This is a genomic window from Mucilaginibacter flavus, from assembly GCF_030409315.1.
Taxonomy (GTDB): Bacteria; Bacteroidota; Bacteroidia; order Sphingobacteriales; family Sphingobacteriaceae; genus Mucilaginibacter; species Mucilaginibacter flavus.
Window position 1 is genome coordinate 264074 of record NZ_JAUFPS010000026.1, and the last position, 19653, is coordinate 283726.

The window sequence follows — 19653 nt, forward strand, 5'->3', positions numbered from 1 at the left end:
AGCGATGCAAAAAAGAATTTATGCCTGTTTTGTAAAGACGGCCCTAATAAAGACGGCCCTAATTATATGTTGTTTGATGATCTGGCAAAACGGATATTGCCAATTTGATGATCATAGTTCGACTGCACCTGCATCGCCCAATGTTTCTGCAACAGCAAAATATGCTAATACAACTGTCAATATGTATACTGGTGTGCCTAGTATTAGCGCCGATCTACATACACTTGCTGCCAGGGGGTATAATATTCCTATCGCCTTGCTTTACAACGGATCGGGCAATAAGGTACAAGACATGTCGAGCCCGATAGGCCTGGGATGGACGATATCGACCAATTGCATGGTATCGAGATATATGAGAGGATTGCCGGATGAAGGCACAAACGGATATTTTGGTAGTTCGATGGGGCTTAAAGTAACACAACCGCTGGATGTTTCTACAATGGGCGGTATCCTTAGCGCCACCTTAGATGCCGAGCCTGATTTGTTTTATTATAATCTTAATGGCAGGTTTGGGAAATTTGTATTTAACAAAGATGGTGTACCTGTTATGCTCACAGATAAGAGCATTCGTATTTTAAATACGCCTTTTAAGCAGGAATTAGGGCTAAGCGGTTGGGTGTTTGAAGATATGGGTGGTAATTTTTTTTACCTCGGCTCAGATGCCTCCAGCATCGAAAACACGCAGTTAACACTTTATGGTGAAACTTCAAATCTGGTACAAAACTACGCCTCTACCTGGTTTCTAAATAAAATAACAACCTCAAACAATACAGAAACTATTACTTTCAGTTATGTTGCCGGTGATCCCATCAAAACAACCAATTATCGCAAAACGGAAAAATTTAGGGATAAAATAACATCCACGTACGATAAAGGCATCAACTTTTTGGGAATTCCGTTGTCGCCACCGAGCTCGTCAATCGATTTTTCGATCACAGATAAATCCGAATGGGATAGCAATATTGAAGAACTTATTCAAAGTCCTAAATACCTTAGTTCAATCGCTACATCAAATCAAAGTGCATATTTTACGTACGATACTCAAGCAAGAAAAGACCTTGCAAATGGAAAAATACTGAGTAAAATAGATGTTAAAGATTATAAAGGTGAAGTGATCAAATCGTTCTCGCTTCTGCATGATTATTTTTATTCATTTTACAACGATCCCAATGATGTAACCGTAAGGGGTATGACGGCCGATAATTACAGGCTCAAGTTAAATAATGTAACAGTTACTTCTGGCTTAGCGCCCGTTGTAACATTGCCGTTGTTTAGCTTCGAATACGTACAGGATATTAATTTGCCCCCGCGTGCTTCAAATAAATTCGATCATTGGGGTTATTATAACAATACCGGATCCAATAGTGATAACGAAAACCTGATTCCCGAATTACAGGCAAATATGGACCGTGAACCCTCTCCTGTAATGATGACGGCCAATGTGTTAAAAAAGATATATTTGCCAACCGGCGGATACAAAGAATTTGTGTTTGAGGCAAATACCTATTACAACCAGGCTATTTCATATAATAGTTATGCCGGCGGCCTCAGGATAGCAAGAATTAAATCAGCGGGAGACCCGAACACAATACCTGTTATTACAAGTTATAATTATAATGATGATCTGGGCCATTCAACCGGGAAGCTTATAAACGCGGCACCAATATATGTCAGATATATAGAACATACACAAAGTCAGTTTCTTCCGCAATACAGCACTTTCAATCCCAGCATACCAATTTACAGCGGCTCTGGCAGTGGTGCCCCACCTGTAAATGTCAACAATTCTATATATGCAGCGATTGTTGTGGCCGTAATAGATCTGTTTAAAAGCCATACAACAACTACGCAATTTTATTCACCTTTCATTGTAATAAATTCCACTTCTTTTAACAATATGTTTGATATTGATGGAAGTGTTATTGGGTACAGTCAGGTTACTGTTAACAACAGTAATGAAGGAAAAACAGTGAACTTTTTTACAGATAGAGAAGATTATCCTGATTATACCAATCAATTAAAAGTAGATGGCTCGTTTAAAACCCTGGAACGAATCAGTCCCAACATGAGTCCATATACCCCGGCAACATCTTATGCGTTTGCACGCGGTCGTATTAAGCAGTCACTGGTGTATGATGCTAACAATAATTTACTTAAAAGAGTGACCAATAAATATGTTTTTAATTCGGTTATGGATAGTGTTAAAGGTGTTCGGGTGGCTATCGGAAAGGTCAATATCTCTGGAACGGGGCAATACCAAAGCGTAAATACCGAATTTTATAATATCGGCAACTACTATTACATAGCAAAGCAATTATTGTTAAGCCAAACTATCGAAGAGGATTTTATTACCGGCAATGCTTTGCCTGTATCTACCGTAAAATCATATACGTATAATTCTCCCTATCCATCGCTATTAACAAATGTAACCATTCAAAACAGCGACAATAGTACTAATACTATTGATTATAAATATGTATTGAATAAAGATTTGATAACGTATGCAAAGCAGTCAGAAACAGATGCAGTTAATAAACTATATGCGGATGGTAAATACGGAATTCTGCTCGATCAAATAATCAAGACCAATAATAAGGTGTTAAAAGGTAGCCGGGTGGGGTATAAAAACTGGATAATTAATAGCCAAGCGCTCACTTTGCCCGAGACGGGTTACGAAAATAACGGCATCACATTCACTCCGGCTATTCAATATTTTAATTATGATCAGTATGGTAATTTGCTTTGCTCAAATGCTAAATCGGGACCTAAACAATCCACGATATTTGGATATAACAAACTGTATGCGGTAGCAAAAGCTTTCAATGCGGCCGATAATGATGTATTTTATGAAGGCTTTGAGGAGGGAGCCGGCAATACAAGTACATCGGCTAAAACGGGTAGCGTTAGTTTTAGCGGCAGTTATTCCAGGAATCTCACCGGCCTTGATAATGGTAATTATACGCTAAGCTATTGGCTTAAAACAGGAAGTACATGGACCCTTCAAAGTAGTACGGTACCGGTTATCGGTAATAGTTACACCATAAATATTGCCGGCGGACAAATAGATGATGTGCGATTTTATCCTGTTGATGCGCAAATGTCAACCAATACATATACAGCTTTAAACGGTTTAACGGGATCAACGGATATTAAAAATGAAGCTACATATTTTGAGTATGATCAGCTTTCGCAATTGAAGAATACCAAAGATCAGTACGGAAATATTGTAAAGAATTTAAAGTATAACTACGTTGTACAACAGCCCGGCGCTGTTGGTACCATAACGTATTATAGCCAGGCTGTATCCGGAGGGTATTCGAAGAATAATTGCGGAACCGATGCCACGCCCAATCCCATGGTTGTAACTTATACCATCCCGGCAAATAAATACACTTCTATTATCTCGCAGGCTGATGCAGATCAACAGGCATATAATGAACTTATTGCCGAGGGACAGGCCAATGCAAACAATATTGGCGGATGCAGATTAACTCATTAAAACTATCAACCAGTTATTATTAACATAATGATCACTAAACCTATCCCTGCAAGCAAAGCTTTAACCCAGCTGTTGATTTGCATCTGTTTGTTATTTGCTGGCTACAGTATACAGGCACAAACTTATGTGAGCTCATTAAGCAGCACCGGTACTACCGGCGAGTATTACAATAACAACAGTATCACATTGTTGGATGGCTTTTCGTCGGCCCCAGTGGCCGGTCAAAGCTTTCACGCGTATATTACAGCCCCGGATTGCGTGCCCATAGTATCAAGTCAAACTAATGGCCTCAATTATATATTGGTTTCAATTCCCCGGGTAGGGGGCATCACAGATGTATCGCAGCTGGTAAACCGCAATACCTGCGAAGTAAAGCAGGTAATACAATATTCCGACGGGCTCGGCAGGGCTTTACAATATGTGGGAATACAAAGTTCGGTATCGGATAAAGATATTGTACAACCAATCCTTTACGATCAGTTTGGCCGGGATTCCATTAATTTTCTGGCCTATGGCAGCACGGTAAATGGCGGGAGTTATCATTCTTCGGCACTTACCGAGCAAGCAAGTTTTTACAACCCGTCATCGCCGGGTGCTCCTAATATTGCAACCACTTTGTTTCCGTTCTCCCGGTCGGGTTTCGAGCCGTCGCCATTAAGCCGTATAGCAGAACAGGGTGCTACTGGCGATGCCTGGCAGCTAACTAATACAATAGGTGCCAGCAGCCCGGGCCATACCACCAGGATAACTTATGGCACTAATAACAATACCAGCTGGGCAACAGATACCGCGCACAGCTACCAGGCAGCATTATTTACAGCTACTACCAATGCCGACCAAAGCAGCACAATTGGCAGACAAAACAACACCGCAACGTACGCCTCAAGCACATTAACCGTAACAGTTCAAACTGACGAAAATTGGAAGAGCGGCAGGGGGGGGAGTGTTGAAACCTACACCGATAAAATAGGTAGAGTGGTGCTAACGCGAAAGTACATTTACAACGGAGGGTTAAAAATATTGTCAACTTATTATGTTTATGACGATTTCGGAAACCTTGCATTTGTACTCCCTCCGGCCGCCAGTCCCGATACCGGCCTGCCTTCGCAAAATATACTTGATAACTTATGCTATCAGTATCAATATGATGAATGGCATCGTTTGGTAAGGAAGAAAATTCCGGGGAAAGACTGGGAATACTTTGTTTATAATAAACTAAACCAATTGGTATTGAGCCAGGATGGTAGCCAAAGGTCTGGCAATCAGTGGTTCGTTTTCAAATATGATGCATTAGGCCGCCAGATTATGTCTGGAATTTGGAATGCAGGTTCGGCTATCGCATTAAATACTTTGCAAGCAAGTATATATGCTGCCCCGCAGTGGGATGCCAAAGACAACACCAATAATGTATCCCAATTTCCTACAGGGTACGTTGTCAGTAGTTATCCGGCATTAACCTACACTTTAGGTATTAGTTATTTTGATAACTACAGCATACCTAATCTTCCGGCTGCTTATAATAATGTTGCAGCCGCCAGTAAAATGACATCCGGTTTACTTACCGCTACAAAAACTGCAATCCTGGATAACAATGGCAATCCAACAAAACTTTTGCTCGCTGTTAATTATTACGATGATAAGGGGCAATTAAGCAAAGCTTATCAGCAACATTACCTGGGTGCCGGCGCAACAAATTATGCCAACTACGATAGTTATGCTATCAATTATGATTTCACCGGACAGGCAACGGATGTCACACGCAGCCATTATAATACCACAAGTACAGTACCTGTTGTTACTGTTGCCAATAACTTTGCATATGATCATACAGGAAATTTAAAACAGGTTTATGAACAGATAAACGGAGGGAAAAATGTACTACTTGCCCAAGGCGATTATAATGAAGCAGGCCAGTTAATAACCAAACATTTACACAGCGAAACAGGAGGCGCCCCGTTTTTGCAGGATGTTAACTACACATATAATGAGCGTGGCTGGTTGCGAACTTTAATCAGTAGCAGCAACCTGTTGAATATCGATTTAAGATACAACGCTCCTGATGCAGGTATAACAAAACAATATAATGGATCTATTGCTCAGATGTTGTATAAAGCACCAAATGGCGGTAGTAAAGCTTTCAGTTATAGTTATGACCAGTTAAACAGAGTGCTTGGTGCTGCATCTACAGGTGGATTGCTTAATGAAACGATTAGTTATGACGTTAACGGTAATATCAGCAGTTTAACACGTGGAGGTGGAAGTGCAGCCCAGTTAACTTATGCCTATCAAAATAGTGGCTTGAGCAATCAGCTGGCATCGGTAAAAAATAACAATACCGCTTACCGAAGTTATAGTTACGATGCCAATGGTAATGCAACGTCAGATGGCGGCAGTAAACAAATAGGATATAATTTATTAAACCTTCCCAAAGAAGTTGATCAGGGTAGCGTTCCCCTTGCAACATACACCTATGATGCAACCGGGGTTAAATTGCGTAATACAGGTAGCGATGGAAATACATGGGATTATGTTGATGGCATCGTTTATTATAATAATAATATTGCTTTTGTTGAAACAAGTGAAGGCCGCGCAGTGCCCAACGGCGGAACTTATAACTATCAGTATAATTTAACAGATCATTTAGGCAATGTACGCAGCAGTTTTGATAAAGATCCGTCCACTCAGCAAGTAAGGCAAATACAAGAAGATGATTACTATACTTTTGGCTTAAGGAAACTTCCCGGGGTATATGACCTCTCTAACGGTAACCGGAACCTTTATAACGGTAAAGAAATACAATATGATTTAACAAACCAGGATGATTTCGGCTGGCGTTTTTATGATCCGGTAATTGGGAGGTGGAATACTACCGACCCGTTAGCAGAAAATGATGCTGCACTTTCTCCTTACAACTATGTGAATAATAACCCGGTTAATCGGATAGATCCGGATGGGCTCTGGTTCGACTGGTACTTACCTGACGGCGAAACAGACAAAACCAAGGCGGTTTGGTTTCCGGGAAGTGGGGCTCATGCAGGCTATACTAATATCGGGCCATCGGGTTGGGGAATACAAGAGGCAACCGGGCAAGTGGAGTGGTTTAATCCCGATGGCACAATATCATTGTCGCGTTACAACCTGGCAGAAGTAAAGGTAGTTGATGCCAAACCAGGCCCCTCGCTTGCAGAGCAAGCTTTAGATATCGGGACTAATTTTATACCTGTTGTAGGCTCATCTAAAGATATTTATCAGGGTATTCGCGATGGTAACTGGCTGCAGGCAGGCTTGGGAGTAGGAGGCTTAGTGCTGGATGTGGCTACACTCGGAAGTTCTTCCTTGATCGAGGGAGGAATAAAAACGGGCATTAAAGAACTCGCTGAGGTTGGGACTAAAGAGTTAGCAGAACAAGGTGTTAAGGAGCTGACGGAAACTAGTGCTAAAGAAAGTGAACAGCTTCTCTTAAATGGTGCGGAAAATATTCATAAGCACCATGTATTACCTCAAAATTTCAGAACATGGTTCGAAAAACAGGGAATAAACAATATTGATGATTATACAGTTGAAATTAGTAGAGATACTCACTTGAAAGGAGTGCATGGAAAAGGTCTAGGCAATTTACCTGGAAAATGGAATCAAAGATGGGCGGAATTTATCAAAGTAAATCCCAGCGCCAATCCTTCTGAAGTTTTCTATCATGCAGAAAGTTTATTAAAGGAATACGGATTAGAACACTTACCTTATGTTAAATATTAATAAATGATGAATAACATTTCGGTAAATCAAGAATCAGTAAGAGTGACTGCTGGCTCAACTTACATTATTATTGACGGCCTTTATATAAGCGATATAAAAAAATCTGTTAAGGCTTTTGAAAGGGACGTTTCAATTGAAGAAATTCAACCAATCGTATTTCCCTATAATGAACTGGCTTTAGGCGAGTTTGTTGCCGATGTAGAACTTTTCGATGTAAGTAGAATAAAAAAGATAACATATGATAAGTCTCTTAGGGCTAAAAAGAACGTGGTGAGTACAGACACAGGACTGTTGTTATTTGTAAACAAGCCCGTGTTTTGGGATTTTATAGAAAGTTTTGATTACGATACTTTAGTTGATTCGGATGAAAGCTTGATAAATGAATCTTTTTGGCAATCGCTGATTAAGGGGTTTAATATTACTGATTTTGCATTGATAATTCCAACAATTTCAGGATCGTGTACATCCTCGGGCGGCGGTGGGATATATGAAATTAGTTGACAGAAATGGGAGGGATAAAGCACAGGTTGTTTAGTTTCGTCCAGCTACCGCAAGCGTGTTTCGCTGCCGCAAGGCTGTGCCTTGTGGCCCGCGTTAGGTATCCCGCGTGCAAAGTAAGTGCTTTTAGATGAACGTAAAGTTGCAAAATAGACGAAGCCTGGCCAAAGAGTGCCGGGCTTTGTTATTATGTGCCCGTCATAGGTTTTAAAGAATAATTACCCCTCTTTAGCGCAAGTCATGTGTTGAAGGTAAGAGCGATGGCAGACTTGTGACTTGAATACCCGGATGTCTCAAAACATTCGGTTATTTTTGTTAAGCGGCCGCTTCGCGTAAAGGACAGAAACCGGTACCGGCCTGTGAATAAGGCCTTGTGTAGTAGGAGTGGATAGCCTGGCACCGCTTATACCAGCGGTGTACGCCATGATTAATTCAAAAGTCAAAACTGCGTAGCTATCTTGAACACCCTAAAGATTAATTATTGTGTAAAAAAATCAAAAGGCAAAAAACAACAGGTTAGTTATTTGACTGAATATTCCTCAGCTGGCGCACCCGTTACGTGGCCGTTGCACAACGAATACCTATAATAAACAAATAAGTATTCATTGTCTAAACATTTCAGAAAAAGCTTAATTTAAGCGTAGTTGAAAAAGTGCCCTTTAAAAGGTTCCAACAGGCTTATTATAATGCGCAGAAGCGACTTCCTTCCATATTTAATTAACTTTTTAAGATTGTAAGCGATTCCTGCCATCAACATGCATTTATTGGCCAATGTTATCCCAATTGTATTTACTTTTCTCATTCCGAGGTATTCTATCAACGTTCCAATGACAGGCTCCACTGTGCTTTTTCTTATGATCATCATTTGTTTGCCATACGCATCGTTTAATCGTTTGTGCATATCGTCAAACAGCGGAATTCTTAAGTTCAGATTTCCTGACCTGTTTTGTAAAATCTGCTCTGTCCGTACATCCAACAACGATGTACAGAAAAAGAATAAAGCAAAATTGTATCGTGACTTTTTTCATAAATTGGTCACATTCATTCCAGTGTATGGCTATAAGTTTATTCCGGATTACAAGCGCTGGAATAGCGACAAGAATGGCCGGTCTTTAAGGCTTTTCATATTTCAAATCAGGCTGAAAAACTTTTTGTGCTTTTGCTAAACTGCAACTGGTTAAATACTACAGTAACAATTGCCGTTTCATGACGTAAATTTTAATAATTTATAAGTGATTTAAGCGCTAATGAAACGCAGTAATAGGGGTAGTCAGTTTTTAAAAACACAAAAAGCGGGTAACTTAATGCAGCTTTACCTTTACGATTTTACCGTTCTCCTTTACCTCCATGAATTCTTCAATTTGATCCTGCATATCGTTGGAGTATTGTTTTTGCTGATAATAATCCGTCTGTCCGCCTTAGCTGTTGTAGCCGGTACCCGTATAGGCATTGTAGGTTCCCTTATAAGTATAGTCCAGCAATCCCTGCAGGAAATACTTCCCAGGAAGCATGTCAGGGAATGTAAATTCCCCGTCACTATTAGTGATTGCCTCAAGCCGGTGAGCAATTACACCACTTGCTCTGATCAAATCCTGTCACTATATATGGGGAGCGATGAATATCAATGTATTGTTGTGTTTCTCAATATAGTAACTTTAAAAGCTTATACCTTTAATGAAAAAGCTATTGATGTAGGCCCCTGTGCTTTAGATAAAGTAATAACTTTTCAGGCCTGTCTGTCTGAATGATCGTCGCGCCATGATTAATCAGCCAATCCCAGCTATCCTTCGTGTTTTCTTTCTCAACAGCGGCATCATCATCATGACCGGCATTCAAACTTGCCCACAGTGAATTAATCCATATTCTTGATCCGTTACGGTTAATGAAAGCATGATTTGCTAAAACAGCGGAAGTATCCGTATGGAAATTAAGCTCAAAGGCTATGGGTTTTATATGTTGCTGGTAATCTGTGATTATTTGCATGGCCCCGGGTTTATCTAGATCTACCACAGCCATGAAAGTGATGTTATCTAAGATAGACGGGTAACGTTTCTTCACTTCTTGAAAAAGTTGATCCGTTTTGAAGATCGCCTGTTTAAGTGTACCCGTTTTTTCCAATATGGCATAAGCTTCATTGTAGTAAGGATAACTTTTATCCAGGTTGATGAGCACTTTGCCTTTAACCAGCAGCATCACCTCCTCGAGCGTGGGTATGGTGTGGTTACCCACGCGTCCGATACCGTCCTTCAGGTGAAATTGCTTGAGCTCGTTTAAGGTATAATCACCTGGGTTACCTTTACCATTGGTCGTACGGTCGATGGTCGGATCATGTATGATCACAATGACACCATCTTTAGTTTTAGCTAAATCAAGTTCAACAATATCCACGCCCATTCGGATCGCATTTTTAAAAGCCTGTAAGGAGTTTTCAGGCGCATTGCGCCAGTCGCCCCGGTGAGCAGTTACCATGATGTGCTTGTCTAAGGAATTATGCAGCTGTTTGATCAGACTGTCCGCCCGTGTCAGGTTTTGCGCCATTGCCACCTGACTGCATAGCATAGAAAGGATGGCGAAAACGATATTTTGATGATTCTTCATTTTTTGATTTATTAATTTTCATGTACGGTATAGGGGCCAAATATATTGATCACTTTTAAGGACGTGCTGCGATCATCCAGCAGGTAAACAAAATACTTTTCACCGCCTGGCATTACTCGGATTAAAACGTTGCCGTCAAAACTTTTAAACGCTTTGGCGATCCAAAAACCAAGATAGGTATTGGTTTCCGGTTGCATATAAGTATCAAATACCAGGATGCTGTCGCCTGAAGTATTTCTTTGTGTGAGGCGAAAAGCGAGTTCCTGCCCCGGCTGGTCGGAGCACCAGCTTTGCACTACTATTATTTTAGGGGATAAGGCTTTAAGGAAAGTATTGTTATTGGCATCCCTGTTACCATGATGGTTGAGGGTCATTGCTTCTACTTTGCCGATTATTTTGGACATAGGCGTTTCCACATCTTTTCTACCCGGGTAAAAATCGCCTTCATAACCTGTGTTATCGCCGCCTGCATAATAGGTGAAAGGTCCATAAGTTATTTTAATAGCATTGCTTAAAGGGTTTTCATTGAACTTGCCTTTTTCCAATACCTGGCTTTCTGTGAAACAATTCACCGTTTGATCGCCCTGGCCTGACCAGATGGTACCATTGGATTTAATATTGCGAACGGAAAAATCAGGGTACCGGTTGCGGTTAAACAGTAACTTGATCTGCTGGTCACTCCCTGCAATTAAGGCGGCCGCTTTTAACCCACTATGGCTTTGCTGATAATTTAAAAAAGCCAGGTAATTGGCGAAAGTTAAGTTGTTTTTGTAATACTTTTTCAGATCGAGGGGATAACTGTAGTTTGGGTAACCCCTGTCCAGCATGTTGGTTATCGGGATCTGATCGCCTACATCTGTTAAGCCGGACAAGCGATAGGCACCGTTATTTGCTACCGGACTTCCTACTTCAATGTTCCCATAATGATCGCCGTGAAAATGTGTGATTAAGGCATAATCAATGGCCGGTTTCCGGCTTGCAGGCATGGTTTGCTTAATGTAGGCAGCGATCCATTCCCCTGGTCTTAAAGAACCATTCGGAAATGCCGGTGAAACCTTCAGCGGGTAATTCATTTTTTCGAATTCGGCAGCATTCATATCGCCCGCATCCAATAACAGCGTCGTGCCATCCGGAAAGACCATGAAGCTGGCATTGCCTCGCCCTGTATTTATAAAATGGATGTCCAGCATACCTTCTTCCCATGGGGGGAGCGCTTGTTGATGGGTTTTGTTTTGCCCAAACACCGGATGGAGACTCAAGACTAAAAGAAAAACAAATAGTAATTTCATCATCATTTGAAGTAAAAAGCGGGGATCTTCTGAAAAGAAGCCCCCGCTCAAAAATTAATAACCCGGATTTTGCTTGATGGCAGGGTCGGTATTCACCTGAGATTGTGGAACCGGCATCAGTAAATTATGCTGGTCGATAGTGATCAGGATATTGTTGTCTTTAAACCATTGGTTCATTACGGTAACTGCCGTTCCTGTGCGTAACAAGTCGAACCAGCGATGGCCTTCGCCAATTAATTCCAGCCTTCGCTCCAGCGCAATGGCATCGCGCAGGGTGGCCTGGTTTGCAGCAGCGGTACCTGCCAAACCGGCCCGTGTCCTGATCGCATTTAAATAAGTAACTGACTGGCTTACGTTACCCAGCTCATTTTCAATTTCAGCCAGCATTAAAATCACATCTGCATAACGCAAGACCACAAAATCACTTGGCCCGTCTGCCAGTACGGTACTTGGCGGCGGGCTGAGTTTATTATCAAATGGAGCACCTGTAGCTGCCAAACTTACATAAACACCTTTACGCAAATCGTTAGCAGCATAAAGGTTATACAAACTTAAGGTGGGCAGGTTATGGCCTTTGGCTCCACTTATCGTAGCTGATGGACTAAACTGCTGATACATTGGGCTGCCTTCTGAATTACCATTGATGCCGGATGTAAACTGCACACTAAAGATGATTTCTTTATTGTTCTCATTGCTTACAGCGAAAACATCCTGTACCCGCGGTAGTAATGCATGTTTCCCTGAATTTACTACAGTCAATAATTGCGTCTCGGCACCGGCATAATCTTTTAGTGTCAGGTAAACCTTTCCTAACAATGTCTCGGCTGCCGTTTTCATCACCCGTCCGGGTTGTGATGGCACATCGGGCAAAAAGCCAACAGCCGCTGTTAAATCGGTTTTGATCTGGGCATAAACCTGGGTGGCTGACTGACGGCCCTGACCAAATGCCTGATTCGGGTCGGTTGTTTCGGTAGTAACTAATGGCACATCACCATAAAGCCTGACCAGGTTAAAATACATTAGGGCCCTTATAAATAACATTTCCCCTTTTCTGGCCTGTTTGAGCGTGGCATTGGTATAGGTAATGCCATCTATACGATTTAACACCACATTAGCTTTTTGTATAGCCTGGTACGAATCACGCCAGGTCGTTTCAATGATGTCGTTAGATGGTATGGTTGTAAACTGGTCCAACTGACCAAAATTTCCGTTATCATTAGAGGGTACCTGATCGAACGTATTATCTGATGGTATTTCGGCAAATGCCGGAAGGTATAAACCATAGAGGCCTGTTGATTGCAAGTTGCCGTAAACGGCATTGATATATTCTTCGGTCTCGGTTTGATTGGTCAGGAATTTACCGATATCCTTTGCCGTAGACGGACTTTGATAAAGCTCCTTTTTGCAGGACATCGTAGTAAAACAAAAAAAGGCTATGATAATAATGAGTTTGTTTTTCATGTTTATAATCGCTTAAAATGTAACATTTGCGCCAAATATAAATGAGCGCGCTACGGGATAGTTGGTATTGGCAAGACCGTCGGTCAACACACTGCTGCTGGTGGCATCCGGGTTATAACCCCTGTATTTCGTCCAGGTAAACAGGTTGTTGGCTGTGGTGTATAAGCGGATATGGCTGATTCTTATTTTCGACGTCCAGGCATCGGGCAGATTATAGGCTATCTGGAGATTGCGTAACCTTAAATAACTGCCGTCATAATAAAAGATACTGGAAGCCCTGGTTAAACGGCGTGCTGAGGATAAGTTGCCCAGGTTTGGCGCGGCGTAAAAACCGTTAGGGTTTGCAACGGGATCATAACGGTTATCAAAATAATACTGGCTTGGCATGGCAAACCCTTCTCCTGAATCATCCAGGGTGGCTAGTCCCCGGTCAAATATTTTGCGCCCGTAGACACCGTTGAAGGAGAAATTTAATTCGAACCTTTTGTAGTTTACATTACCCCCAAACCCATAGCTGAATTTAGGATTGTAGGTACCGAACGCTTTTTGATCGCGGCTGTCGATGATCCCATCATGATTGACATCCTCGACGATATAATCACCGACAAGCGTGCCGGCCAGATGCGGGGTGTTATTGATGGCTGCCTGGTTTTTATAAACACCGGTAATATTGTAGCCATACATTTCCGCTACGGGGCCACCTACCTTAGTTACAAAATTGCTTTCCGCACCCTGGATAATTTGTGTTTGCCCCGGCGCAAGTGCCAGAACCTTGTTGACGTTGGTGGCTATATTGGCGTTAAAGCCCAGTTTAACTGCACCTGCTGTAAAATTGTTCCCGGTTAGTTCCAGTTCAAAGCCTTTGTTGTTTACCTTTCCAATATTTTGGATAGCCGATACAAATCCCGATTGCTCCGGAATAGGTACATTCAGTAGCAGGTTTTTGGTCGTTGCGTTGTAATAATCCACCGCGAGGCTAATGTTCTGGAATAAGCCTAAATCAACACCGAGGTCTGTAGACGTCTTAGTTTCCCAGGTGAGATTATTATTAGCAGTTGTTGTTGCGGCGAAGCCTGGTGAAAGCGTGCTGCCAAAGACATAATTGTAATTGTATTCATTGACACCACCATTTGAAGAAGTAGAACCGACCAGTGCTTTGGAACTGTACGAACCGATCTGGTTGTTACCGGCTGAACCCCAGCTTGCCCTTAATTTGGCAAAGGTTACCACATTATTCTCCGGAAAAAAGGATTCCTTACTGAGCACGTAACCGGCAGTAACCGAAGGGAAATTGCCCCACTTGTTGTTATCTCCAAAACGCGATGAGCCGTCCCGGCGTAAAGTACCGGACAATAAATATTTATCGAGATAGCTATACTGTATACGTGCGAGATAAGAAATCTGCGTCCATTTATATCGGTCTGCTGTGACGGCAAAAGCACTGGCACCTCCGATATTGGCGATATTATCGTCAGGTATGCCGGAACCTGTAATCGATGTAGCTGAACCGGTTTCAGATTGGAAGGTATAACCTGCAAGGACATCTAAAGTATGGTTGCCAATACTCTTGTTGTAATTGACGGTGTTCTCGCTGATATAATTGTAAATATTACCGTCGTTCTCAACGGCCACAGCCGGTTTGGGTGCCGCTTGGCGATATGCCCCAACTGTTGATGGATTATAATAGTCGTAAAAGTTAGTTCTTACATCTGCTCCTGCCAGGGTTTTAAATTTCAGTCCTGTCACCGGCTCAAAGGTCAGGTAGGTATTACCAAACGTGCGGAAATCATTGCGGTTATTCTTGATCAGCTTAGCTAATGCAACCGGGCTTTCAGCCAATGCACCATCCTCGGGAGTATTGGCTTTGATCTGCTGACTGATTGTTGGAGAACCATCCGCGTTGTAAGTAGTAAAGAAGGGGTAATTGATCGTGATATCGCTTACAATGTCATTAGAATTGTTGCTGTTGTTGTTAAAGTACCTATCTTTTGAATAAGAAGGATTAACAGAAACGCCATAAGTGAACATTTTGGATAATTTGGATTCCAGTTTTACCGTACCGCTAAACCGCTCCAGGCCATTATTGATCACAATACCGTCCTGTTTAAAGTAGTTAGCCGAAACATAATAATTAGTTTTACCCGAGCCGCCTGAAACAGAAAAATTATAGCTGCTCATTGGTGCTTTGCGGAAAACCTCGTTAAGCCAATTGGTATTCGTGAGACCCGGTTGGTTATTTAGATAAGGTTGTAAGTAATTTAATCGCAATTCACGTAAACTGGCGCCTTTAGCAACACGTGTCGCGCGGTCGTCCGTAATACTTCTGTTGGCAGGATCTTTGGAGATATATGCGTTATCCCTGGCTTCGGTAAAATATATGGCAGCCTGGTAAGCATCTACATATTTGAGGTTATCGTTTCTTTCCTGGAAACCGGTATAGGCATCAAATGAAACTTTTACTTTATCTGAACTGCCTTTCTTCGTGGTGATCAGGATCACACCGTTCGCGGCCCTTGATCCGTAGATCGCACCGGCTGCTGCGTCCTTCAATACGTCAATGGATTCTATATCCTGTGGATTGATGGAGTTAAAGCTACTCCCCTCTGAGAGCGGAAAACCGTCTACGACGACAAGGGGTGAGCGCCCCGCCGTTAATGTCCCTATGCCACGGATAACGATCTGGGGATCTGTTCCCGGTTGTGCCGAAGCATCATTAATTACCACGCCGGCTGCTTTACCTGCAATCTGCTGTGCAAAACTTGCGCCCGAGTAACGGTTAAGATCAGCCGACTTTACTTTAGATATAGCACTGGTTAGTTTTTCCCTGGATTGATTGCCATAACCGATAACCACCACATCATTGAGCTGTGATTGACCAAGTTCGAGCGAGACGCTGATTTCCTGCTGATCACCGACAGTGATTTCTTTTCTTTTAAAACCGATAAAGGAAAACACAATAACCTGGTCTTTTTCCACGGCTAAGCTATATGCCCCGTTTTTATCTGTTACCGTGCCTTTTTGAGTTCCTTTGATCAATACGCTTACGCCCGGAAGCGGGATTCCTTTATCATCCGTCACCTTACCCGTGATTGTGAGCAGTAATTGGATTGGCTTTGAGATAGCCTGTTTTTCATTGATCACTACCGTATTATCCACAATACTGTAAACGAACGGCTGATCTTTGACCAATAAGTCAAGCGCTTGTTTAATCGTACCGTTTTGCAGGTTGATACTTTCTATGGAGGCCTGCTTCAATAATTTGCTTTCGTACCAGAATAAGAAGTTGCTTTGCTTTTTGATCTGGCCGATCACCTTTTCCATAGAAACATTCTTCTCAGACAGCGTGATATTCTGCGCATAAGTAGCTGCCGACGAATTCAGGCACAGGATAGCTATTAAAAATACGGTGATCTTCATAACCAGAAATGTTTTAATTAATTGTCTTCGATTGATACGCCAAAGACGGAGGAGCGTATAAAAATTCATACTTTTGTTTTGTTAGGGTTAAACGTGTTAATTTCTGTCGCAAGATTTTTTGTTCCGATCTGATCGGGAAGGTTTGCCCAGCATTGCCGGCAGTGTTCCACCACTTCCGGCTTTTTTATGGATAGCCTTGAATAAAGATTTTACTGTTTCATATCAAATCATTTAGTGGTTAATCATTAGGTTATTATTTCACAATCAGTTTATTGCCCGCTATAGCAAATTGAATATGGTTAAGGGCCAATATTTTTAACAGGGCGGAAAGATTAGACTGTCGTGATAAGGCACCGGTAAATAAGCGGTCAGGCACAGCGCCCTGGTACTCCACATCGACATCATACCACCTGGAAACCTTGCGCATAATGGTTTTAATATCAGCATCGTTGAAGGATGTTACCCCATTTTTCCAGGCTACCGCATCGTTAATGTCGGCATTGACTACTTTAATGCCGTCATTGACTAAGGCCTGTTCACCAGGTTTTATCATTTTACTTTGATTACCCCGGGTAACTTTTACAGAACCTTCCAGTAGCGTGGTAACCATATGGTCTTCGTCCGGATAGGCCATGATGTTAAAGTGCGTGCCCAGCACAGTTACTTTTTGGTCCCCGGATGTTACGATAAATGGTTTACGCTTGTCTTTAGCTACCTCAAAATAAACTTCTCCGGTGGTTTCCACCTCGCGGCGATTACCATTGAAAGCGACCGGAAAACGGATAGAAGAAACGGAGTTAAGCCAAACCTTTGTACCGTCAGGAAGGATGATTTGATACTCACCGCCACGTGGTGTGGTTACGGTATTGAAACTATCCGGGACATGGATTCCTGCGGTATAATTACCTGAGCCGATGTAGTACGCAACCAGGCCGTTGTTGGATTTATGTATGGCGGTGGAACCTTGCCGGGCGAGATTACCGTTGTGCGCATTATTTAAAATGATCTGCTTGCCGTTACTCAGTGTTAGTACGGCTTTATTACTGCCAGGAGCGAAATCTTTTTTTGTTGCCTGAGACAGTAGAGGCTGGAGTTTCTGGGGCCTGAGATAGCGGTAAGCCCCTATGAAGGCGCATATCAACAGAGCCGCCGCAGCAGCATAGCGGATGGTGGATCTGTACGTTTTACGCATTGGGGTAATCAATGCTTCCCGGCGGGGTACATTAATGCTGCTGTTTTGTTGTTCTGCAACTACTTTGATAGCCTGAACAGCAGCTTCAAGGGATGCCCTGTCTATTTCTTCTGCCGGTGGCAGCGGGTAACCGTTCTCTTCAAAATCATCGTACCATGCTTTAATTTGTTCAACCTCTTCAGCTGTACATAAACCGGCTTTATATTTTTCAGCCAGTTGCTTCAGTATATTGTCTTGTATTGCCATTCACCAGTATAATCCTTAAAACAGCTTACTGGTACTATTAAATAAATGCCATTAAATTGTTAATAGAATATTAACCCGCGCATAGATGTGAACTGAGCCTTTGGTTACTTAATTTGTTTGAATAAACAAGCGGAAGCTATAGCCCATACGAATGACAGATTATCCTTCACCAAATACCCGCGGAGGACTTGAAGAGCTGATGAAATATAATTTTTGACGGTCTGTTCGGAAAGGTTGAGTGTTGCGGCAATCTCTTTTATAGATAGACCTTCGGTTCTGCTGAGCCTGAAAACCTGTTGCACTGTAGCGGGCATTTTCAGTAGCTCACGTTCGAACTCTTGCTTTAAATCGTCTGCCAGGATGCTATCTTCCACAGGTAAATAAGAAGGCTCATCCAACAGGGCCAGTGAAACTTCGAGTGCGGTTCTTTTCTTTCTGAAAAGGTATTGATCTACGATGGTATAATGTGCTGCGCGTGATAAATACGGCAGGAAGGACTCCTTGATGACGATGGACGACCTGTTATTCCATAAAGACAAATAAATATCCTGAAGCAGGTCCTTGGTGTCATCCTCAGAACCCAGCCGTTTATAGATCTGCCGGTATAATTGTTTCCGATAGCGATGTACAACCACTGCAAATGCCTGCTCGTCGTTATTACGCATTAAATCAAGCAGGATATGATCTGGTAAATTGTCCACAGCAACAAAGTTAGGCGTCTTAAGTTAATTTGTTATTAATTTGAAAATTTGTTTAATAAAAGACGCAAAAAGATGAGAATAATATGTCCAGGCACTGTTTGCTATTGCGAGGTTATTGAGAAAGGCCTGTTGGCCGGTTTACCATCGCCTTTGAATTTTATTTGCAAGGTCGCAAATTGTCTTCTTAAGTTTTAAAGTCGCATTTTAAGACCTCAAAACTTTACAATCCCGGTGGTCCTTGGCACCTATCTTTTGATGAGCAGACAGGCAACAAAAAGATTCGGAACCCATCATAACCGCGCAAAAACTTTTTCGGCAAATTTCCTGTGTAAGTTAAACCCTAACTGAAGTTGCCCCGCCCGAAGCCCGCTCGCTTTTGATTTTCTCCCGGTGCTGTATTCCCCATTTAGTCATCGCGCCCACAAGTTCTTCAAGCATATGGCTATAGGGTAACAATTGATATTCAATCGTTACAGGATATCCTACTGTGACCTTTTTTTCAATAAAGCCATTTATTTCCAGTTCCTTGAGTTCACTGGAAAGTACCCTGGCGGAAATCCCCGTAATCTGCCTTTGAAGTTCAGTAAACCTGTTATTGCCTCTAGCCATAGCGATAATGATCATCAGCTTCCATTTGCCGCCAATAACATATAAAGCATCGCTCACCGCCGTTAAAACCTTGTTACATTCCTCGGTAAACGCTTTATTGATTTCCGGTTGCCCTTTTTCTTTTGCCATTCGTTTAAGTCCCAAATTATTAGTCACTAACCTTTAGGTAACAAATAATAAAATGTAAGCGAATATAGCCTGGTTTTAGCGTCATAGTTAAAATATTATTTAATTATTAAAAACGATAAAATGACAGCAGAAATTTTAAAAACGAAAGAAGCGTTAAGGAATTTAATTGATGACTACGCCTATTTAGGTGATGAGAAAAGGATTTCGGAAAAGCTTGATATTATTATCACTTAAAAAAGTCCTTAGACGGCACCGCCCGCT

Annotated in this window: 12 protein-coding genes; 4 read left to right on the forward strand and 8 right to left on the reverse strand. The window is 42.0% G+C overall.

Annotation, left to right across the window (positions count from 1 at the left end; genetic code table 11):
* Positions 1-76 precede the first annotated feature (76 nt).
* The 3 genes from QWZ17_RS10985 to QWZ17_RS10995 are packed head-to-tail and all read left to right on the forward strand — an operon-like array spanning position 77 to position 7753.
* Positions 77-3499: a DUF5977 domain-containing protein gene (locus tag QWZ17_RS10985; protein WP_290305249.1), complete on the forward strand. Its 3423-nt coding sequence runs from the start codon at positions 77-79 to the stop codon at positions 3497-3499.
* Between the two features lie 27 nt (positions 3500-3526).
* Complete coding sequence (locus QWZ17_RS10990; protein WP_290305250.1) at positions 3527-7252, forward strand: DUF6443 domain-containing protein; 3726 nt, start codon at positions 3527-3529, stop codon at positions 7250-7252.
* Positions 7253-7255: 3 nt separating this feature from the next.
* Positions 7256-7753 carry a hypothetical protein gene (locus QWZ17_RS10995; protein ID WP_290305251.1) on the forward strand — a complete coding sequence of 166 codons (498 nt, stop codon included), beginning with the start codon at positions 7256-7258 and terminating at the stop codon, positions 7751-7753.
* A gap of 631 nt (positions 7754-8384) precedes the next feature.
* Here the strand turns inward: QWZ17_RS10995 and QWZ17_RS29645 are convergent.
* Positions 8385-8651, reverse strand: a complete 267-nt coding sequence (locus QWZ17_RS29645; protein WP_353959484.1) for a transposase — start codon at positions 8649-8651, stop codon at positions 8385-8387.
* Between the two features lie 346 nt (positions 8652-8997).
* Between QWZ17_RS29645 and QWZ17_RS11000 the strand changes: the two genes are divergently transcribed.
* Entirely contained in the window at positions 8998-9498 is a 501-nt protein-coding gene (locus QWZ17_RS11000; RefSeq protein ID WP_290305252.1) for a hypothetical protein, read from the forward strand.
* Here QWZ17_RS11000 and QWZ17_RS11005 read toward each other — a convergent pair.
* From QWZ17_RS11005 to QWZ17_RS11035, 7 genes are all read right to left on the reverse strand, one after another.
* Entirely contained in the window at positions 9434-10348 is a 915-nt protein-coding gene (locus QWZ17_RS11005) for a glycerophosphodiester phosphodiesterase family protein (RefSeq protein WP_290305253.1), read from the reverse strand. The genes QWZ17_RS11000 and QWZ17_RS11005 overlap by 65 nt on opposite strands.
* An 11-nt stretch (positions 10349-10359) precedes the next feature.
* The gene (locus tag QWZ17_RS11010; protein WP_290305254.1) at positions 10360-11607 is read right to left on the reverse strand and encodes a ComEC/Rec2 family competence protein; all 1248 of its coding nucleotides are present in this window, start codon (positions 11605-11607) and stop codon (positions 10360-10362) included.
* Positions 11608-11691: 84 nt separating this feature from the next.
* Positions 11692-13098, reverse strand: a complete 1407-nt coding sequence (locus tag QWZ17_RS11015; RefSeq protein WP_290305255.1) for a RagB/SusD family nutrient uptake outer membrane protein — start codon at positions 13096-13098, stop codon at positions 11692-11694.
* Positions 13099-13110: 12 nt separating this feature from the next.
* On the reverse strand, positions 13111-16515 hold the full coding sequence (locus QWZ17_RS11020) for a SusC/RagA family TonB-linked outer membrane protein (RefSeq protein WP_290305256.1): 3405 nt from the start codon (positions 16513-16515) through the stop codon (positions 13111-13113).
* Positions 16516-16768: 253 nt separating this feature from the next.
* On the reverse strand, positions 16769-17953 hold the full coding sequence (locus tag QWZ17_RS11025) for a FecR family protein (RefSeq protein ID WP_290305257.1): 1185 nt from the start codon (positions 17951-17953) through the stop codon (positions 16769-16771).
* A gap of 104 nt (positions 17954-18057) precedes the next feature.
* Complete coding sequence (locus QWZ17_RS11030; RefSeq protein ID WP_290305258.1) at positions 18058-18654, reverse strand: RNA polymerase sigma factor; 597 nt, start codon at positions 18652-18654, stop codon at positions 18058-18060.
* Positions 18655-18987: 333 nt separating this feature from the next.
* A complete protein-coding gene (locus QWZ17_RS11035; RefSeq protein WP_290305259.1) occupies positions 18988-19392 on the reverse strand; it encodes a winged helix-turn-helix transcriptional regulator in 405 nt (134 codons plus the stop codon).
* Positions 19393-19653 lie beyond the last annotated feature (261 nt).

Coding starts and splice junctions, on each gene's coding strand:
- QWZ17_RS11005 (WP_290305253.1), bottom strand. CDS start 10,348: ATGAAGAATCATCAAAATATCGTTTTCGCCATCCTTTCTATGCTATGC.
- QWZ17_RS11020 (WP_290305256.1), bottom strand. CDS start 16,515: ATGAAGATCACCGTATTTTTAATAGCTATCCTGTGCCTGAATTCGTCG.
- QWZ17_RS10985 (WP_290305249.1), top strand. CDS start 77: ATGATCTGGCAAAACGGATATTGCCAATTTGATGATCATAGTTCGACT.
- QWZ17_RS10990 (WP_290305250.1), top strand. CDS start 3,527: ATGATCACTAAACCTATCCCTGCAAGCAAAGCTTTAACCCAGCTGTTG.
- QWZ17_RS29645 (WP_353959484.1), bottom strand. CDS start 8,651: ATGCACAAACGATTAAACGATGCGTATGGCAAACAAATGATGATCATA.
- QWZ17_RS11025 (WP_290305257.1), bottom strand. CDS start 17,953: ATGGCAATACAAGACAATATACTGAAGCAACTGGCTGAAAAATATAAA.
- QWZ17_RS11000 (WP_290305252.1), top strand. CDS start 8,998: ATGAAACGCAGTAATAGGGGTAGTCAGTTTTTAAAAACACAAAAAGCG.
- QWZ17_RS11015 (WP_290305255.1), bottom strand. CDS start 13,098: ATGAAAAACAAACTCATTATTATCATAGCCTTTTTTTGTTTTACTACG.
- QWZ17_RS10995 (WP_290305251.1), top strand. CDS start 7,256: ATGATGAATAACATTTCGGTAAATCAAGAATCAGTAAGAGTGACTGCT.
- QWZ17_RS11035 (WP_290305259.1), bottom strand. CDS start 19,392: ATGGCAAAAGAAAAAGGGCAACCGGAAATCAATAAAGCGTTTACCGAG.